We start from the raw sequence: 16,973 nt of genomic DNA, 5'->3' as shown, positions 1-16,973 counted from the left end.
GGCCTTCGGGACCCGTGCCATGATCACTTTCGGCACTGACCGGCCGGGGCAGGGGGTTCGTTTCGTGTTGGGCAAGATCTTTACGTTGGCGCTCGGGGCGTTCGCAGTGGGAACGAGCGGCTACGTCGTCACCGGCGTGCTGCCGCAGCTGAGTGCGGAACTGTCGGTCCCGCTGTCCACGGCCGGACTGCTGACCACGTCCTTCGCGGTGGCCTACGCCATCGGCTCCCCGCTGCTGGCCGTGGCCCTCGGCGGATGGCGCCGCCGCCCGCTGATCGTCGCCGCCCTGCTGGTGGCCGCGGCCGGCAACGCGCTCGCCGCGGTGGCACCGGACTTCCGCGTCCTGATGGCCGCCCGGATCGTCACCGCCGTGGGCGCCGCGGTGTTCACCCCGGCGGCCACCGCGGTCGCCGCCGAGCTGAGCGGGCCCGAGCGCCGGGCGCGCGCCGCGGCCTGGGTGTTCGGCGGCCTGGTGACGGCCACCATCGTCGGCGTACCCGCGGGCACGCTGCTCGTCGGACCGCTCGGGTACCAGGGAGTCTTCTGGCTGGTCGCCGCCTTCTGCGCGGTCTCCGCGCTGGCCGTGGCGGTGGTGGTGCCCGAGGTCGCGGCGCCCCCGCGGGTGACGCTGCGCCGGCGCCTCGAAGTCGCCGCGGACACGCGGGTGGTCACCGTCCTGGGGATCACTTTGGCCGCCAGCCTCGGGGTGTTCACCGTGTACACGTACGCGGCGCCGGTGCTGGCCGAGACCGTCGGCGCGCACGGCACCGGGCTGAGCCTGCTGCTGTTCGGCTACGGGATCGGCGGTGCGATCGGCAACGTCCTCGGCGGCGTCGCGGCCGACCGGTACGGCTACCGGGTGCCGCTGCTGGTGGCCGTCTCCGGCAGTGTGATCGCACTGTCGGCGCTGTCCGCGGTACACAGCACGGCGATGGCCGCCGTGCTGCTGTTCGTGTGGGGCGTGTCGAGCTGGGGGTTCAACCCGCCGGTCCAGCGCCGGCTGCTCGAACTGTCACCGGGCGCCGGCGGCCTGCTGCTCGCGCTCAACGCGTCGGCACTGTACCTGGGCATCGGACTGTCCGGTGTCCTCGGCGGCGCGGTGCTCGACCACGCCGGCATCGGCGCGGTGACGCTCACCGGAGCGCTGCTGTGCTGCGTGGCCGTCGTGATCCAGGTGCTCTCCGCCCGGCGTTCCGCGCTCCAACCGTCCCGGTAGACCTCTCCTCTCGGCAAAGGACCACGTCCGTGCGCGAATTGAACAATGTGGTGGGAATCCTCACGGGGGCCTCGCGGGGCGTCGGCGCGCACATCGCCGAGCATTTGGCGAAGGCCGGTGTCCAATTGGCACTCGTCGCCCGCTCGGAGGAAGGCCTGCGGGCCACCGCGGAAAGGGCCGGCCGTTTCGGACCCAAGCCGCTCGTGGTGCCCGCCGACGTTTCCGACGAGGAGGCGCAGCGGCGGATCGTCGAAACCGTCCACCGTGAACTGGGGCCGCCCGAACTCCTGGTCAACAATGCCGGCATCGAGCACATCACCCGCTTCCAGGACGCCTCGGTGGAGAGCATCAGGAGGGTCCTCATGGTGAACCTCTTCGGTGTCGAGGCGATGACCAGGCTGGTGCTGCCGCACATGCTCGACGCCGGACGCGGGCACGTGGTCAACATCGGTTCCGTGGGCGGACGTACGGCCTACCCCTACGCCACCATCAACTCCTCGGCCAAGCACGGTCTCGTCGGCTTCACCTGGTCCCTGCGCGAGGAGCTGCGGGGGACCGGGGTGGGGGTGTCGGCGGTGTACCCCACGCTGATCGCCGACGTGGGCATCTCCGCCGGCTGGCAGGCGGGCCGGCGGCCGCCGCTGCTCGGCCGGGTCGGACCCGACGAGGTCGCGCGCGCGGTGCTGAAGTGCGTCAGGGAGAACAAGGTGGAGATCACCGTGGCTCCCGTGATGGAGAAGGTCGCCGACGTGGTCAGCGCCCTCTCGCCGCGACTCACCGCCTGGATCGCCCGCAACGGCGGCATCTATTCCTACCTGCGCAAGGTCGCCGACGCGCAGGCCACATCGCAATCACGCTGAACCAGCATGACCCGCTGGTTGATACGGGGGACTGATGTCCGAGAAATCCGCTGTGCCCATTCCCGACCAGGACGAGGGCCTGAACCGGTTACGAGACCTGTTGGCCGAGGTCAACAGCGACTACGACCGTTGGGTCGATCCGCAGGAGCCCTTGTTCCTCGACTCGCTGGACGCCGTACGGCTCAAGTCCGCCATCGACACCGCGTGCACGGTCGACCTCCCGCTCGAGATGTTCTTCGGCCACTGCACGCTCGAAACGCTCGCCGGGGCGCTGCTCAACCATGGTACGGACGGCGGGTCCGTCCCGCAGCTGGTTCCGGCACCCGAGCGGGACCACGAGCCCTTCGGCCTCACCGACGTCCAGCAGGCGTACTGGCTGGGCAGCCGGGGTTTCGACCTCGGCGGGCGCTCCGCCCACTTCTACGTCGAAGTGGACCTGTTCGCCGGGGACCACGAACGCGTCGAGGAAGCCTTCAACACCCTGATCGGCCGCCACGGCATGCTGCGGGCGACGCTGCTCCCCGACGGCCGCCAGCAGGTGGCCCCCGAGGTGCCGTACTACCGCTTCCGCCACGGCGACCTGAGCGGGCTCCCGGAAGCCGACGGCCGATGTCGTCTCGACGAGACCCGCGAGGAGATGGCCGCCCAGCTCTTCGACCCGCACACCTGGCCGCTGTACGACATACGCACCCACCAGCTGGACGCGGGCCGGCTCCGCCTCCACCTCAGCATCGACCTGCTCTTCGCCGACGCCGGCAGCATCCAGGTCCTGCTGGCCGAGTGGATCCGCCTCGTCCTCGACCCCGACTCCCTCGGCCCGGCCCCCGCGGTGACCTTCCGCGACTGCCTCGACGACGTCGCCGCACAGCGTGCGCAGCCCGGCCACGCGATGGCCCGCGCGTACTGGTCCGACCGCCTGGACTCGCTGCCGCCGGCCCCCGAACTGCCCGTCCGCGCCATCGCCGACACCGGGGCCCCGGCCTTCGTGCGCCGCGAGCGCCGGCTGCCCGGCCGGGTGTGGCGGCAGATCAGGGACCGCGCGAACACCCTCGGCGTCACGCCCTCCGTACTGCTGTGCGCCGCCTACGCGCAGGTCCTGCGCACCTGGAGCCGCAGCTCCCGCTTCACCCTCAACTTGACGCTCGCCGACCGGCCGCGCCGGCACGCCGACATCGACCGGGTGATCGGCGACTTCACGAGCACCATCCTGCTGGAGTGCGACCTCGGCGGCGCCCCGGACCTGGCCACGGTCGCCGGCCGGCTCCAGGCGCAGCTGCGGCAGGACCTGGCCCACGCCCGGTTCAGCGGTGTCGAGGTGCAGCGCGAGCTGGCCCGCCGCGGCGACGGCACGCAGGCGCGGATGCCCGTCGTGTTCACCAGCCTGCTGCGCGAGCAGGACAGCCTCGGCTCCCTCGAAGGCATGGTCTTCGAGACCGTGTACGCCATCTCCCAGACCCCGCAGGTCTACCTCGACAACCAGGTCGTGGCCCGCGGCAGCGATCTGCTGATCAGCTGGGACGCCGTCGAGGAGATGTTCCCCGCGGGCGTCCTCGACGACATGTTCGCCGCCTACCTGGGCCTGGTCGAGCGCATCGCGGAGCAGGAGACGCCCGCGCCGGTGGCCCTGCCGTCCCGGCAGCTCGCCGTACGCGCGGCCGTGAACGACACCGCCGGCCCGCTGCCCGACGAGCTCCTGCACGCGGCCGTCGGCCGGCAGGCCGCCGCGCACCCGGATGCGCCGGCCGTGATCACCGCCGACGCCACGCTCACGTACGGCGAAGTCGACCGCCGCGCCGACCAGATCGCCCGGCGGCTGCGCGAGCTCGGCGCGGCGCCGAACACCCTGATCGCCGTCCTCATGCACAAGGGCTGGGAGCAGATCCCGGCCGTACTGGGAGTGCTCCGGGCCGGCGCGGCCTACCTGCCGGTGGACGCCGGCCTCCCGCGCCAGCGCATCGACCAGCTGATCGGGGCGGGCGGGGTGACGGTGGCCCTCACCCAGCCCGGCGGGTACGTACCGAACGGCGTCACGGGCCTGGCCGTGGACCGGCAGCCGTGGCCGGACGTGCCCGACGGACCGGCCCCGGCCCCGGTCACCGGCCCCGACGACCTCGCGTACGTCATCTTCACCTCGGGATCGACCGGCCGCCCCAAGGGCGTGATGATCAGCCACCGCTCCGCGGTGAACACGATCGACGACATCAGCACCCGCTTCGCCGTCGGCCGCGCGGACCGGGTCCTCGGACTGTCCTCGCTCAGCTTCGACCTGTCCGTGTACGACGTCTTCGGCGTGCTCGGAGCCGGCGGCGCGCTGGTGCTGCCCGCACCCGGCGAGACGCGCGACCCCGGCCGCTGGGCCACGCTCGCGGACGAGCACCGGGTGACCCTGTGGAACACCGTGCCGCCGCTGCTCGAACTGCTGGTGGAGCACTGCGAGCAGCAGGGCGGCGGATTCCCGCGCTCGCTGCGCACGGCCCTGCTCAGCGGTGACTGGATCCCGCTGACCCTGCCCGGCCGGGTCCGGGCCATCGCCTCCGGGGGGCCCGACCTGATCAGCCTCGGCGGTGCCACCGAGGCGGCGATCTGGTCGATCTGGCACCCGATCGACCGCATCGATCCCGCGTGGCGCAGCGTTCCCTACGGCACCCCCCTGCGCAACCAGACCTTCCACGTGCTCGACGCCGAACTCACCGACAAGCCGGACCACGTCACCGGCGATCTCCACATCGGCGGTGCGGGCGTGGCCCGGGGCTACTGGGGCGACCCCGAGCGCACCGCGGCGCAGTTCATCGTGCATCCGGTCACCGGCGAGCGCCTGTACCGGACCGGCGACCTCGGCCGTTACCTGCCCGACGGATCCATCGAACTGCTCGGCCGGGACGACTTCCAGGTCAAGATTGGCGGCCACCGGATCGAGCTCGGCGAGATCGAGGCCGTGCTCGGCAGCCACCCCGGGGTCAAGGCCGCCGTCGTCGTGGCCCAGGACGCCAAGCGGCTGATCGGCTACGCCGTACCCGAGAGCGGGGCCTCCTTCGCCGACGACGAGCTGCGCACCCACCTCGGGGCCAAGCTCCCCTCGTACATGGTCCCCGCCGTCGTCATGACCCTGGACCGGCTCCCCACGGGAGCCAACGGGAAACTCGACCGGCGCGCGCTGCCCGTGCCGGAGGCCGTCGCCCCGCGAGCCGAGCCGCCCGCGACCCCGGCCGAGGAGGCCCTCGCCCGCGCCTGGGCCTGCGTACTGCCCGTGCAGACCATCGGCCGCCACGACGACTTCTACGCCCTCGGCGGGGACTCGCTGCTCGGCGTACGCGCCGTGGCCAAGGCCGCCGAGCAGGGGATCCACCTCACGCTCGCGGACTTCTTCGCCCACCCGACCGTCGCCGGGCAGGCGGCGGTCGCGACCGACCGGCCGACGGCCGCCGCGGACCAGGGCGAGATCACCGGGCGGGCCGGGCTCTCGCCCAGCCAGCTCTGGTTCTTCGAGCAGGACTTCGCCGCGGCCGACCACTGGAACGGCATGTGGCCGGTCTTCGAGCTGGACCGGCGGCTGGAGCCCGGTGCGCTGCGCCAGGCGCTCGCCACCGTGCTCGCCCACCACGACGGGCTGCGCGCCCGGTTCCGCACCGGGGAACAGGGACCGTACGCGGAACTGCCCGGAGTGCGGCCGCCGGCCGACTCGAGGGTCACGGAGGTCGACCTCGGCGCGACCCCCGACGCCGACCTCGAGGCGGAGATGGCCCGGCACGTCGCGCTCCGCAACGGCGAGCTCGACCTGGCCGACGGCATGACGGTCCAGCTCACCCAGTTCGACCTCGGGCCGGCGCGCCGGCCCCGCCTCCTCGTCAGCGCCCACTGGCTGGTCATGGACTACTACTCCTCCCGGGTGTTCTACGAGGACCTGCGCACCGCCTGCTTCGCCCTCGAGCGGGGTGACGAACCGGTCCTGCCGCCCAAGACGGCCTCCCTGCCGCAGGCGGCGGCCCGGCTCCACGCGTACGCGGCGAGCGAGGAGGTCACGGCCGAGCTCCCGTACTGGAGCAGGCTCGCCGACCTCTCACCGCAGCCGCTGCCCGTCGACCACCGCCTCGGCCCCAACACGCAGGCCTCCGCCGTCCGCCACTTCACGGAGGTGATCGGCGAGACCTTCGACGCGGTCGTCACCGGGCTCCCGCGCACGCAGGGCGCCGAGATCCGCGAGGTGCTGCTGACCGCGCTGGTCCGGGCCGTGACCGCCTGGACGGGACAGCCGGAACTCGTCGTCGAGGTGGAGGGCCACGGCCGGCAGCGGGCGTTCGGACCGCTGGACATCTCCCGTACGGTCGCCCGGTTCTCCACGCTGTCGCCGCTGGTGCTGCGCCCCGGCGACCTCGCCTCCGTACTCCGGCAGATCCGGGAGATGCCCCACCAGGGCGTCGGATACGGCCTGTTGCGCCACCTGCATCCCGACCCCGCGGTACGGGCGCGCATGGCCGAGGTCCCCGTGCCCGAGATCGGCTTCAACTACTGGGGCGACGTCAGCGAGTACTTCACCGGTGACGCCCGCCCGGTGGTGGACTCCTTCGGCCACCACCGCAGCGACCTCGGCCACCGGACGAGGACGCTCGACCTGATGGCGATGGTGTCGGACGGCACCTTGCGCCTGGTGTGGACGTACAGCTCCCACCTGCACGAGGAATCGACGGTCCGGGCCCTGGCCGACCGCTTCATCGAGGAACTGCACACGCTGGCGCGGAGCGCCGGATGAACGGGGAAGAGAAGACCATGGAACACCCGCGTCCCGAGGACCTGTTCGGCGCGGTGACGGTGCCCGAGGTGCTGGAACTCGCCGCCACCACCCCGCGCGGGATCACCGTGGTGAACCGGCGGCTCGACCAGAGCCCGATGCCGTACGCGCTGCTGGCCGCCGGTGCGCGGCGGGTGGCCGGCGGGCTGGTCCGGGCGGGCGTGGCCGAGGGGGACCGCGTGGCGATCGTCTCCTCCACCTCGCCCGGTTTCCTCCTCAGCCTGTTCGGCGTCTGGCGGGCGGGCGCCGTGCCGGTCATCCTGCCGCTGCCGCACCGGCTGTCGGACCTGCCGGAGTTCGTCGCCGAGATCAACCGGCGGCTCGACCACGTGGACGCGCGCTGCGTGGTGGTCGCGGACGCCTTCGGCGACTTCGTCACCGGCCGGATCACCGGCGACCGGCCGGTGCTGACCTGTGGTGAGCTGGCCTCGGAGCGCGAGGAGATCAGCGGGCCGGTCCGGACCCGCCCCGAGGACCTCGCCTACCTGCAGTTCACCTCGGGCACCACCGGCCTGCCCCGGGCGGTCGCGCTCACCCACCGGCAGATGCTCACGAACGCCGCGGTCTGTTGCGAACGCCTCGAACTGGTCCGGGACCGCAGCGTGCACGTCAGCTGGCTGCCGCTCTACCACGACATGGGCCTGATCTCCGTGCTCTCCGGCATGGCCTACCGGATCAAGATGGTGCTGCAGCCGCCGGAGGACTTCCTGGCGCGGCCGGACTCCTGGGTGGACGCCCTGTCCCGGTTCCGGGCCACCAGCACGGTCGCCCCGAACTTCGCCTACGGCCTCGCCGCCCAGGGCATGCGGCTGCGCCCGCGGCAGCTCGACCTGTCCCACCTGGAGGTGTGCGGGGACGGCGCGGAGCCGATCCGGGCGGCCACCCTGGAACAGTTCGTGGAGGCGGGCGCCGCGTACGGGCTCCGGCCGCAGGCGATGACCCCGATGTACGGGCTGGCCGAGGCCACCCTGGCCGTCGCCATGGGAGAGGCGACCCGCCCGCTGGTCTGGGACCACGTGTCCCGGGAGGGACTGCAGGCGGGCGCCGTCGCGACCCCGGTGCCCGCCGGCGCCCCCGACGCCCGCGCGCTGGCGGTCTGCGGACCCCCGGTGCCCGGGGTCCGCATCGAGATCAGGCAGGAGGACGGCGAGCCGCTGGCGGAGCGCCGGGTCGGCGAGATCTGGGTGAACAGCCCTTCCCTGATGCAGGGCTACTGGCAGGACCCCGAGGCGACCGCGGCCGTCCTGCGCGACGGCTGGCTGCGCACCGGCGACCTCGGCTACCGGACCGAGGACGGGGGCCTGGTGGTCTGCGGCCGCGTCAAGGACATGATCATCGTTTCAGGCCGCAACCTGTACCCCGAGGACTACGAGCACGTCGCCGCGAAGGTGGACGGCGTACGGCCGGTCTGCGCGGCCTTCGCGGTGCCGGACACCGAGCGGATGATCGTGGCCTTCGAGACCGCCAAGGGCTTCGACAACCACGCCGAGCTGGCGGCCTTGGTGATGAAGCGGCTGCGCGAGCACCTCGGGCACGCCCCCGACAAGGTCGTGGCCCTCGACAAGGGCGCGATCCCGCGGACCTCCTCCGGCAAGGTCCAGCGCGCCCTGACCCGGGAGCGCTACCTGACGGGGAAGCTGCCGGTCCTGGCGGAACTCGCCCGCTGACCGCCGGCGGACACCGAGGCCGGCCACCGCCTCCGGCCGCCGGGCCGATCGCGGCCGCCCCGTACGGGACGGCCGCGGTCCGCGTCCCACCCCCGCGACGGGATCAGCGGCGGCGGCGCACCACGAGCCGCGCACCCCGCGAGGGGATCAGCGTGACGTGGTGCGCCTTCTGCTCCTCCGGGGCGGCCCGGTCGGGCCGGATCTCGTACCGCACGAGCACCTCGCGCAGGGCCACGGTCGCCTCGAGCAGCGCGAAACCGGCACCGATGCAGCGGCGGGCGCCCCCGCCGAACGGGATCCACGTGTGGGCAGGCGGCTGGCCGTCGAGGAAGCGGTCGGGGCGGAACTCGTCCGGCTGGTGGTGGTAGGCCGGATCCGACTGCACCAGACCGATGGCGGGCATCACGGTGGCGCCGGCGGGCAGCCGGTAGCCGCCGACCGTGAGCGGCCGGGTCAGCTGCCGGGCCACCTCGTACACCACGGGCTTGAGCCGCAGCGCCTCCTTGGCGACGGCCGTCAGGTACGCGTCGTCACCCTCGTCCGCGGCGCGCTGCGCCCGCTTCAACTGCTTCGGCTCGCGGACCAGTTCGTGGAGCGCCCAGGCCAGCCCGGTGGCCGTGGTCTCGTGCCCGGCGAGGAGCAGCGTGATCAGCTGGTCGCGCAGCTCCGCGTCGCTGAACCCGCCGCCCTCCTCGTTCTCCGCAGCCTGGAGCAGCCGCGACAGCACGTCGGTGCGGCTGTGCAGGTCGGCGGCGCGGCGCCGGTCGGAGATCTCCGCGTACAGCAGCTTGTCGAGGCCCCGCTGGAGGGTGATGTGGCGGCGCCACGGCCCGAAGCGCTGCAGGAGCGGGTAGGGCAGTCCGAGCAGGGTGACCGGGCCGATGTCCGCGATGCCGCGCACGAGCGGGCGCATCCGCTTCAGCCTGGCCTCGTCGGTCACTCCGAACACCACCTGGAGGATCACCTCCAGGGTCAGGGCCTGCATCCGCTCGTGGGAGCTGAAGACGGTGTCCTCGGGCCAGCCGTCCACCTCCGCCCTGGTCAGCTCGCCGACCATCTCCTGGTAGCCGGCCAGCGCCGCACCGGTGAAGGCGGGCATCAGCAGCCGGCGGGCCCTTCGGTGCTCGGCCTCGTCGGTGAGGAGCACCGAGTGGTCGCCGAGGGCCGGACCCATGATCGCGTTGCCCTCGCCCGCGTGCAGGACCTCCACCGGACCGCCGAACACGGTCTTGATGTCCTCCTGCTTGGTGAGGATCACCAGATGGCGGGTGGGAGTGGTCAGCCGCAGCGTGAACACGTCCCCGTGGATGCTGCGCAGGGCCGGGAACAGCCGGTGCCGGTACCGGGCGAACAGCAGGGTCTGGACCACCGCGGGCAGGCGCAGACCGGGCGGCCGCTTCGTCGAGCCCGTTTCGGGTAAGCCTTCGGTGGTCGACACTTCATCAATACCGCTGGTCATTGCGGAATTCCCCCTCGGTGAACGAATCTCGCGTTTCGTTCGAATGCACATCTGGTCCCGACTCACGCTAGCAGCCGGGTCGGCGGGCAGAAATGGCGGAAGAGCGGTTCCGGTCGTTAGGGTCCTGAGGTGCTCGAACTGATCCTTCCGGCCACCGTGGCGTGTGCCGAGAGCTTTGCCGACGTATCCGAATCCACGCTTCTCCCGGAGGAATTGGAAGCACTCGGCGGAGCCCGCCACGAAGGGCGCCGCCGGGAGTTCACCACCGTCCGGCACTGCGCCCGGCGCGCCCTGGCGGAAATCGGCGTACCGCCCGTGGCGGTGCTGCACGGTGAGCGCGGGGCGCCGGTGTGGCCGCGCGGGGTGGTCGGCAGCATGACGCACAGCACCGGGTACCGGGCCGCGGCGGTCGCGCGCAGCACGGACGTCCGGGCCGTGGGCATCGACGCGGAACCACACGAACCCCTGCCGCCGCGGGTACGGGGAGCCGTCACCCTTCCCGAGGAACGGGAGCGGCTGGCCGACCTCGGCGCCGGCTGCCCGCAGGTCCACTGGGACCGGCTGCTGTTCTGCGCGAAGGAGGCCGTGTACAAGGCGTGGTTCCCGATGACCGGGCGCCGGCTCGGCTTCGCCGACGCCTCGGTCACCTTCGACCCGGCGGCCGGGACCTTCCGCGCCGAGATGGCCGAACGGGCCGGGACGGCCCCGGCGGGGGAGCGGCCGGGGTCCGGGGAGCAGCAGCCCGCGCCCCTCCTGTACGAAGGACGCTGGGCGGCCACCCCCGCACTGCTCCTGGCCGCGGTCGTCGTGCCGCCGGGCCCGCCGTCAGGAATCGGCCGGATCACGCCATCCGGCGGCCGAGTTGAGCGGTGACAACAGGGCGCCCAGGCCGACGAGCAGGCGCAGCAGCCCCGCGATGGCGATGATCAGGTACATGTTGTGCCAGTGCTGCTCCAGCACACCGCCCAGCACCGAGGCGACCGGGATCGACATGAAGGCGATCATCCGGGTGGTCGCCACCACCCGGCCCAGCATCCGCGCGGGCACGGTGCGCTGGCGCAGGACGAACCAGCTCACCATGTTCACGGTGCCGATGCCGTAGATCAGCGCCCACAGCACGGAAATGCCGACGACGTCGCGCAGCGGGATCAGCAGGACGATCCCGGCGCCCGCGAGCACCGTGCCCGCGATGACCACCCGGCCGGGCGCGAAACGGCGTCCCAGCCACGGGCAGACGGCGGCTCCCAGCACCGCACCCGCGCCCTGCGCGGCGAACACCACCCCGATCAGGGTGGGTGACATCGCCTGGTAGTCGCTCAGGTAATAGACGAGGTTGGCCTGCACCAGCCAGGTGCCCAGATTGGCGAGGGCGAACAGCACCGCCCCGCTGAGCAGGGGCCGGTTGTCCCGGACGATGTGGACCAGGGAGTCCCTCACCTCGGCCCGCAGGTCGCGGCGTACCGGATGCGGGCCCTGTGCGGCGGGCGGCCTCGACCTGGTCCGGATGGCGACCATGGCCAGGGCCGACACGGCGAACGTGCCCGCGTCGGCCCAGATCGCGCCCTCGTAGCCGACGGCCGCGATGAGCACGCCGGCCACGGCGGGACCGGCGAGGCTCATCACGTTGTCGCCCATCTGCATCCACGCGTTGGCCCGTTCCAGGTCCTTGTCGCGGACCAGGTCCGGCACCATCCCCTGGAACGCCGGGTAGTACAGCGGTTCCACGCAGGCGAGCAGGAACGCCGCCAGGTAGACCAGCAGCACCGACGAGGACCCCGACGTCACGACGAGCGCGAGGAGCCCCGCGAGCACCGTCGCCGCCAGGTCGCCCACGACCAGGATCCGCCGGCGCTCGAAGCGGTCGGCGATCACCCCGCCCGGCAGCGAGAGCAGCAGCAGTGGCGCGTACTCCAGCGCGTACACCACCGCGGTGTTCAGCGCCGACCCGGTCAGCTCGAACACCATCAGCGGCAGTGCCAGGCGGTAGATCCAGTTGCCCAGCCCGGACACCACGAAGGCGAACAGCAGCAGCTCGTACGGGGCGCCGAGCCGCCGCTTCGCGGGCGCCGCGCGGAGGTCCGTACTCGTCATCGGGCTCCCTCCGTCTCGGGGCGCAGTCGGCGATGTCGCCCGGTTGCGGAAAAGTGGAAGGCCGGCTGGTGGAGGTGGGCGGCGGCGTTCAGGCACGCCAGGCGGACACCGCGGTGAGGGCCTGCTCCAGGTTCAGCCGGGGGTCGCACAGCGGCTCGGGGCGGCCGGCGAGTCCGGTGAGGCCGTCGGCGTCGGCCACGCACTCCAGCACCTCGTCGGGGGTCGCCTCCAGGTGGAGGCCGCCGGCCGCCCCGCCGGCGGACTCCACGGCGTGCCGGAAGCCCGCGATCTCGCGGACGATCTCCTCGACGAGGCGGGTCTTGCGGCCGCCCGCGGTGGTGACGGTGTTGCCGTGCATCGGATCGCACATCCAGACCACGGGATGCCCTGCCCGGCGTACGCACTCCACGAGGGCGGCCAGGTTGCGCCGTACCGTGCCGGCGCCCTGCCGGGCGATCAGGGTGAGCCGGCCCGGCCGGCGGTGGGGATCGAGCAGCCCGCACAGTTCCACCAGTTCCGCGGGGCTCATCGTCGGCCCGACCTTGCAGGCGACCGGGTTGTCCACCGTCGCGAGCAGCCGCACGTGGGCCCCGCGGGTGGAGCGGGTGCGCTCGCCGATCCACGGCCAGTGCGCCGACGAGAGGAACGTGCGCCCCGCGCCGTCCCCGCGCACCAGCGGGAGTTCGTAGTCGAGGACGAGGGCCTCGTGGCTGGTCCAGGTGGTCGCGAAGGTCCACCCCGTGTCGGGCCGCAGGGCCGCATGCACGGAGAGGGCGGCCCGGTAGCAGCGCGTGAGCCCGCGCGGGTCGTGGGCGCGGGCCGCCGGCTCCGGCTCCGGTCGGTTGATCATGTGCCCGCGGAAGACGGGCAGTTCCCGGCCGCGGCGCCGCTCCGTGGGCCGGGAGCGCGGTTTGGCGTACTGCCCGGCCATCCGGCCGACCCGCACCGTCGGCCTGCCGGTGATCTCCGAGAGGGCCGAGGCGAGGACGTCGAGCATGCGGACCTTGCCGCGTACGGCTTCGGGCGTGCAGTCGGCCGGGTCCTCCGCGCAGTCCCCGGCCTGCAGGATGCCCACGTTGCCGAGCGCGGCCTCGGCGACGAGCTGGTCGAACCGGTCGACGTCGCGGGGGCCGACGAGCCCCGGAGCCTCGCGCAGTTGCCCTACGGCGGAGCCGAGGGCCTGGTGGGCGGCCCAGTCGGGTTGCTGCGCCGCCGGCAGGGCCCGGATGTGGTCCAGGGCCCCGGGCGGGTACGGTTCCCCTCCGTACCACCCCGGTTTGTCGATGAGAGATATGCCGTGCGGCATGGTGGTCCCCCTAGGTGTGGTGCTGTTCGTGCCGATGGTGCTGTGGTGGTCTGCTTCACGCGGTCACTTCCCCGGCCGGCAGGTTACGTTCGGCCGGTTTGACGGTCAGCCGGCGCACGCTGGAGCTGCACAGGGCGAGACCGGTGGCGGCGACGACCAGTACGGCGCCGGCCACCAGCGTGGTGTCGAGGCCCACGTGGAGGGCGATCGGGCCCGCGGCCACCTCCCCGACGGGGATGGCCACGAACGAGCCGAGCGCGTCGTAGGAGTAGACCCGGGCGAGCCGTTCCGCAGGGATGTTCTCCTGCAGGGACACGTCCCAGGCGACGGCCAGTTGTTCCAGGGCCACACCGTTGACGAACATCGCGGCCAGCAGCAGGGCGATGTGCGAGGTCGTCCCGAGCGCCAGCAGCGGCACCGCCTCGAACGCGCCCACGGCCGCGCCGATCCGCAGGGCGTGCCGGGGCCGGGTACGGGCCGCGAGGAAGCCGCCCGCGAAGGCGCCCGCCGTCTGCGCGGCGAGCAGCAGCCCCCAGGTCGTCCGCCCGAAGGACTGGTCGGCGATCGTGGGGCCGAGCACCTGCAGCCCGCCCGCGACCACCGCGTTGATGACCAGGAACTGCAGCACCACCACCCACACCCAGGTGCGGGAGGTGAACTCCGACCAGCCCTCGCGCAGTTCGGCCAGCGGTCGGGCCGGCCCCGCGGCGGGCGACGCGGTCCTCGCGGCCCGGATCCCCGCGAAGCACAGCCCCGCCAGCAGGAACACGGCCGCGTTGACGGCGATGCCCCAGCCGGGGCCGGCGAGGCCGACGACGAGCCCGCCGGTCGAGGCGCCCAGGACCATCCCCGCGTTGACGGCCATCCGCACGACCGCGTTGGCCGGCCGGATCACCTCGTGCGGGACGGTCTGCGGTACGAGCGCGGCCGCGGCCGGCAGCGACACCGCGGCCACCATGCCGTTGATCACGCTGATGACGACGAGCACCGGGATCGAGGCGAAGCCGAAGAGCAGGCTCGCCGCGATCACCGCCTGGGCCAGCCCGGCGGCCACGCTCGACCCCTGGAGCACGAGCCTGCGCGGCAGCCGGTCGGCGATCACGCCGCCGAACAGCAGCAGCGCCACGTTGGCCACCGACCGCGCCCCGACGACGATCCCCAGGTCGATCAGCGAACCGGTCAGGTCGAGCACCGCGAACGAGAGCACGATCGGCGCCATGGCATTGGCGAAGTAGGTCGCCATCCGGCCCCCCGCCAGGCAGCGGAAGTCCCGCTGCCGCAGGGGGTCCAGCAGGGTGGGGGCGCGGCCGCCGTCGACGCTCACCGTCCGACCGTCGGACTCTCCACGATCAGCACGCTGTTGGAGGCAGCGCCCTGGTGCGTGTTGATGAGTTCACCGGGCCGGGGAGTGGCGTGCCGGACGTAGACGCCCGACAGCTCGCGGCCGTACATCATCGGCCCCAGTACGCAGGGCACGGCGGAGCTGCGGATCTCCCCGGTCGTGTCGTGCGCGAACTCGAAGGTGACGAGGTCGGCGTCCACCACCCGCTGGAGGACGTGGTCGCCCGTGGCGGCGGCCGCCAGGAGCAGCTGCCGCCACTCCTCCTCGGTCACCGAGCGGCCCAGGGTGACCCCGGCGCCGCCGTAGCCGTCGCCGGGCTTGAGCACCAGGGAGGTCCGGTCCTCGCCGAGGGCGTCCGCCCGGGCCATGGTGGTGTGCGGGATGTGCCGGCGTACGAAATCCCGGTCCGCAGGGTCCAGCAGGGGCAGGTCCTCCCAGATCCAGGCCAGCACCCGCTTGTCGCTGACCGGGCTGGTCGCCTCCGGGGTGTACATGCCGACGGTGCCCGCCCGCAGCGCCCGCTCCAGCGCGTCGAGCCCGGCGCCCGCCTGCTCGACGGGCATGAACAGCCGGAACACGCCGTCGGCGATCTGCTCGCCGGCCCGCAGCCGCTGCCGGTCGTCGAGGGTCAGCGCGTCCAGCGGGTACCCGACGACGCCGATGCCGTACGCCTTGCCCCGTTCCGCCATGGGGGCGAGGAAGCCGATGAAGTCGTCCAGGTCGGCGAGGGCGTCGAGGCCGTCCTCGCGGAAGACGGGGACGAGCAGGCAGCTGCCGTCGGTCAGACCGAGGAAGGAGACCAGCTCGGCGAAGAACGCGTCGACGGCCGACGGCGGGGTGCGCAGCGGGCCCGCCGGGCCGTCCGGTCCGGCCGGGAGCAGGTCGGCGTAGATGCGGTAGAACTGGCCGGCGATGAGGTCGGCCTCGATGGCCCCGCCGATCGCCCCGTCGATGTTGAGCTCGACGACCTTGGGCACGCCGCGCTCGACCATGACGTCGGCGCGCAGGGAGGTCAGCAGCCGTTCGGTGAGCCGCTGTGCCGGATCGAGGAGCGGGAACTGCTCGCGGGGCATGGCGAGGGCGTCCAGCAGTTCGCCGGCCGTCCCCACCCGGCGCAGGCACGCGTCGAGCACCAGGCGCGCCGCGCGGTCCGCGACGGCGCCGACCAGCGCGTGGGCCTCGGGGCCCAGCAGCAGGGGTCGGGTCGGGCACCAGGAGTCCGCGACGCGCGGCACTCCGGCGTTCGCCCGGCGCCAGTGGTCCCGGCCGAGCGCGTCGATCCGCCCGCGCAGTTCCTCGGGCAGGGTGTCGTACAGGTCCACCACGAGTGCGTCGGCCATCAGAGCGACACCCACTTCGCGTACCGGGGGAGCAGCCCCAGCTCCGCCTGCCGGTAGGTGTGCACGATCTCGGCGACCACGGCGTTCTCCGTGTCGAAGTCGGTCCCGTCCACGCACCGGACCGGGCGCACGCCGCCGGCGGTGCTCGCCACGCACAGGGCCTCGCAGGCCGGCAGGTCCGCGGCGGTGAGCGGGCTCCGGTCCACCTCGTACCCGAGGTCGTGGGCGATCTCGATGACGGAGGCCACCGTGATCCCGTCGAGCGCGGCGGGGGAGTCGGGCACCAGGAGGGTGCGTCCGCGCACCCCGAAGACGTTCTGCACGGTGCACTCGGCGACGAAGCCGATGTCGTCGAGCAACAGCGCGTCGTCGTAGCCGCGCCGCTGGGCGTCCATCCAGGCGATCCTGGAGTTGAGGTAGCCGGCGGAGACCTTCGCCTTGGTGGGGAAGGCGTGCGGGCTGAGCCGGGCGACCGAGGACAGGGTCAGCCGGGGCTGCTGCCCGCGGACGACCTCGTCGAAGGAGGAGACGTCGAAGGCCAGGACGGCGACCTGGGCCTGCGCACCGGGCGCGGCGAGGCCCAGGACCCCGTCGCCGAGGAAGGCGACGGGGCGCAGGTAGGCCCGGCGCAGGCCGTTGGCGGTCAGCGTCTCGTGGCAGGCGGCGGCCAGTTCGGCGGGCGACTGGGCTAGCGTCGTTCCCACCAGGCGGCACGACTCGGCGAACCGGGTCATGTGCTCCTCCAGCCGGAAGACGTGGTGGCCGTCGTCCCCGGAAGGGAAGGCGGAGACGCCCTCGAACACGCAGAGGCCGTAGTGGAGGCTGTGGTTGGCGAGGGTCAGCGCGGTGTCCCCGGCGGGCACCACGCTGCCCTGCCACCACATGAGCTTCGCTGGTTCGTTCATT

At 73.0% G+C, this 16,973-nt stretch carries 11 protein-coding genes; 5 read left to right on the top strand and 6 right to left on the bottom strand.

Annotation, left to right across the window (positions count from 1 at the left end):
* Positions 1 to 19: 19 nt before the first annotated feature.
* The 4 genes from ACZ6JT_RS34100 to ACZ6JT_RS34085 are packed head-to-tail and all read left to right on the top strand — an operon-like array spanning position 20 to position 8,529.
* On the top strand, positions 20 to 1,216 hold the full coding sequence (locus tag ACZ6JT_RS34100) for an MFS transporter (RefSeq protein ID WP_469215913.1): 1,197 nt from the start codon (positions 20 to 22) through the stop codon (positions 1,214 to 1,216).
* 29 nt (positions 1,217 to 1,245) lie between these two features.
* On the top strand, positions 1,246 to 2,076 hold the full coding sequence (locus tag ACZ6JT_RS34095) for an SDR family NAD(P)-dependent oxidoreductase (RefSeq protein ID WP_469215911.1): 831 nt from the start codon (positions 1,246 to 1,248) through the stop codon (positions 2,074 to 2,076).
* 52 nt (positions 2,077 to 2,128) lie between these two features.
* Positions 2,129 to 6,823, top strand: a complete 4,695-nt coding sequence (locus ACZ6JT_RS34090) for an amino acid adenylation domain-containing protein (RefSeq protein ID WP_469215910.1) — start codon at positions 2,129 to 2,131, stop codon at positions 6,821 to 6,823.
* Entirely contained in the window at positions 6,820 to 8,529 is a 1,710-nt protein-coding gene (locus ACZ6JT_RS34085; RefSeq protein ID WP_469215909.1) for an AMP-binding protein, read from the top strand. Before ACZ6JT_RS34090 ends, ACZ6JT_RS34085 begins: the two co-directional genes overlap by 4 nt.
* Before the next feature lie 103 nt (positions 8,530 to 8,632).
* Here the strand turns inward: ACZ6JT_RS34085 and ACZ6JT_RS34080 are convergent, their stop codons facing one another.
* On the bottom strand, positions 8,633 to 9,988 hold the full coding sequence (locus ACZ6JT_RS34080; RefSeq protein ID WP_469215907.1) for a cytochrome P450: 1,356 nt from the start codon (positions 9,986 to 9,988) through the stop codon (positions 8,633 to 8,635).
* 129 nt (positions 9,989 to 10,117) lie between these two features.
* On the opposite strand from ACZ6JT_RS34080, the gene ACZ6JT_RS34075 reads away from it, so the two are divergent.
* The gene (locus ACZ6JT_RS34075) at positions 10,118 to 10,861 is read left to right on the top strand and encodes a 4'-phosphopantetheinyl transferase family protein (protein ID WP_469215905.1); all 744 of its coding nucleotides are present in this window, start codon (positions 10,118 to 10,120) and stop codon (positions 10,859 to 10,861) included.
* On the opposite strand, the gene ACZ6JT_RS34070 is transcribed toward ACZ6JT_RS34075, so the two are convergent.
* From ACZ6JT_RS34070 to ACZ6JT_RS34050, 5 genes are all read right to left on the bottom strand, one after another.
* A complete protein-coding gene (locus ACZ6JT_RS34070) occupies positions 10,814 to 12,079 on the bottom strand; it encodes an MFS transporter (protein WP_469215904.1) in 1,266 nt (421 codons plus the stop codon). The two genes, ACZ6JT_RS34075 and ACZ6JT_RS34070, sit on opposite strands and share 48 nt — an antisense overlap.
* A gap of 88 nt (positions 12,080 to 12,167) precedes the next feature.
* Entirely contained in the window at positions 12,168 to 13,385 is a 1,218-nt protein-coding gene (locus tag ACZ6JT_RS34065; RefSeq protein WP_469215902.1) for a 3-deoxy-7-phosphoheptulonate synthase, read from the bottom strand.
* 55 nt (positions 13,386 to 13,440) lie between these two features.
* Entirely contained in the window at positions 13,441 to 14,709 is a 1,269-nt protein-coding gene (locus ACZ6JT_RS34060; protein WP_469215900.1) for an MFS transporter, read from the bottom strand.
* The gene (locus ACZ6JT_RS34055; protein WP_469215898.1) at positions 14,706 to 16,067 is read right to left on the bottom strand and encodes a hypothetical protein; all 1,362 of its coding nucleotides are present in this window, start codon (positions 16,065 to 16,067) and stop codon (positions 14,706 to 14,708) included. Before ACZ6JT_RS34055 ends, ACZ6JT_RS34060 begins: the two co-directional genes overlap by 4 nt.
* On the bottom strand, positions 16,067 to 16,972 hold the full coding sequence (locus tag ACZ6JT_RS34050) for an aminotransferase class IV (protein ID WP_469215896.1): 906 nt from the start codon (positions 16,970 to 16,972) through the stop codon (positions 16,067 to 16,069). The genes ACZ6JT_RS34055 and ACZ6JT_RS34050 overlap by 1 nt, the downstream gene beginning before the upstream one ends.
* Position 16,973 lies beyond the last annotated feature (1 nt).

The organism is Streptomyces sp. NPDC046308 (assembly GCF_055588065.1).
This window is presented reverse-complemented; position numbering and strand designations above follow the sequence as displayed.

Coding starts and splice junctions, on each gene's coding strand:
- ACZ6JT_RS34050 (WP_469215896.1), bottom strand. CDS start 16,972: ATGAACGAACCAGCGAAGCTCATGTGGTGGCAGGGCAGCGTGGTGCCC.
- ACZ6JT_RS34070 (WP_469215904.1), bottom strand. CDS start 12,079: ATGACGAGTACGGACCTCCGCGCGGCGCCCGCGAAGCGGCGGCTCGGC.
- ACZ6JT_RS34055 (WP_469215898.1), bottom strand. CDS start 16,067: ATGGCCGACGCACTCGTGGTGGACCTGTACGACACCCTGCCCGAGGAA.
- ACZ6JT_RS34100 (WP_469215913.1), top strand. CDS start 20: ATGATCACTTTCGGCACTGACCGGCCGGGGCAGGGGGTTCGTTTCGTG.
- ACZ6JT_RS34085 (WP_469215909.1), top strand. CDS start 6,820: ATGAACGGGGAAGAGAAGACCATGGAACACCCGCGTCCCGAGGACCTG.
- ACZ6JT_RS34065 (WP_469215902.1), bottom strand. CDS start 13,385: ATGCCGCACGGCATATCTCTCATCGACAAACCGGGGTGGTACGGAGGG.
- ACZ6JT_RS34080 (WP_469215907.1), bottom strand. CDS start 9,988: ATGACCAGCGGTATTGATGAAGTGTCGACCACCGAAGGCTTACCCGAA.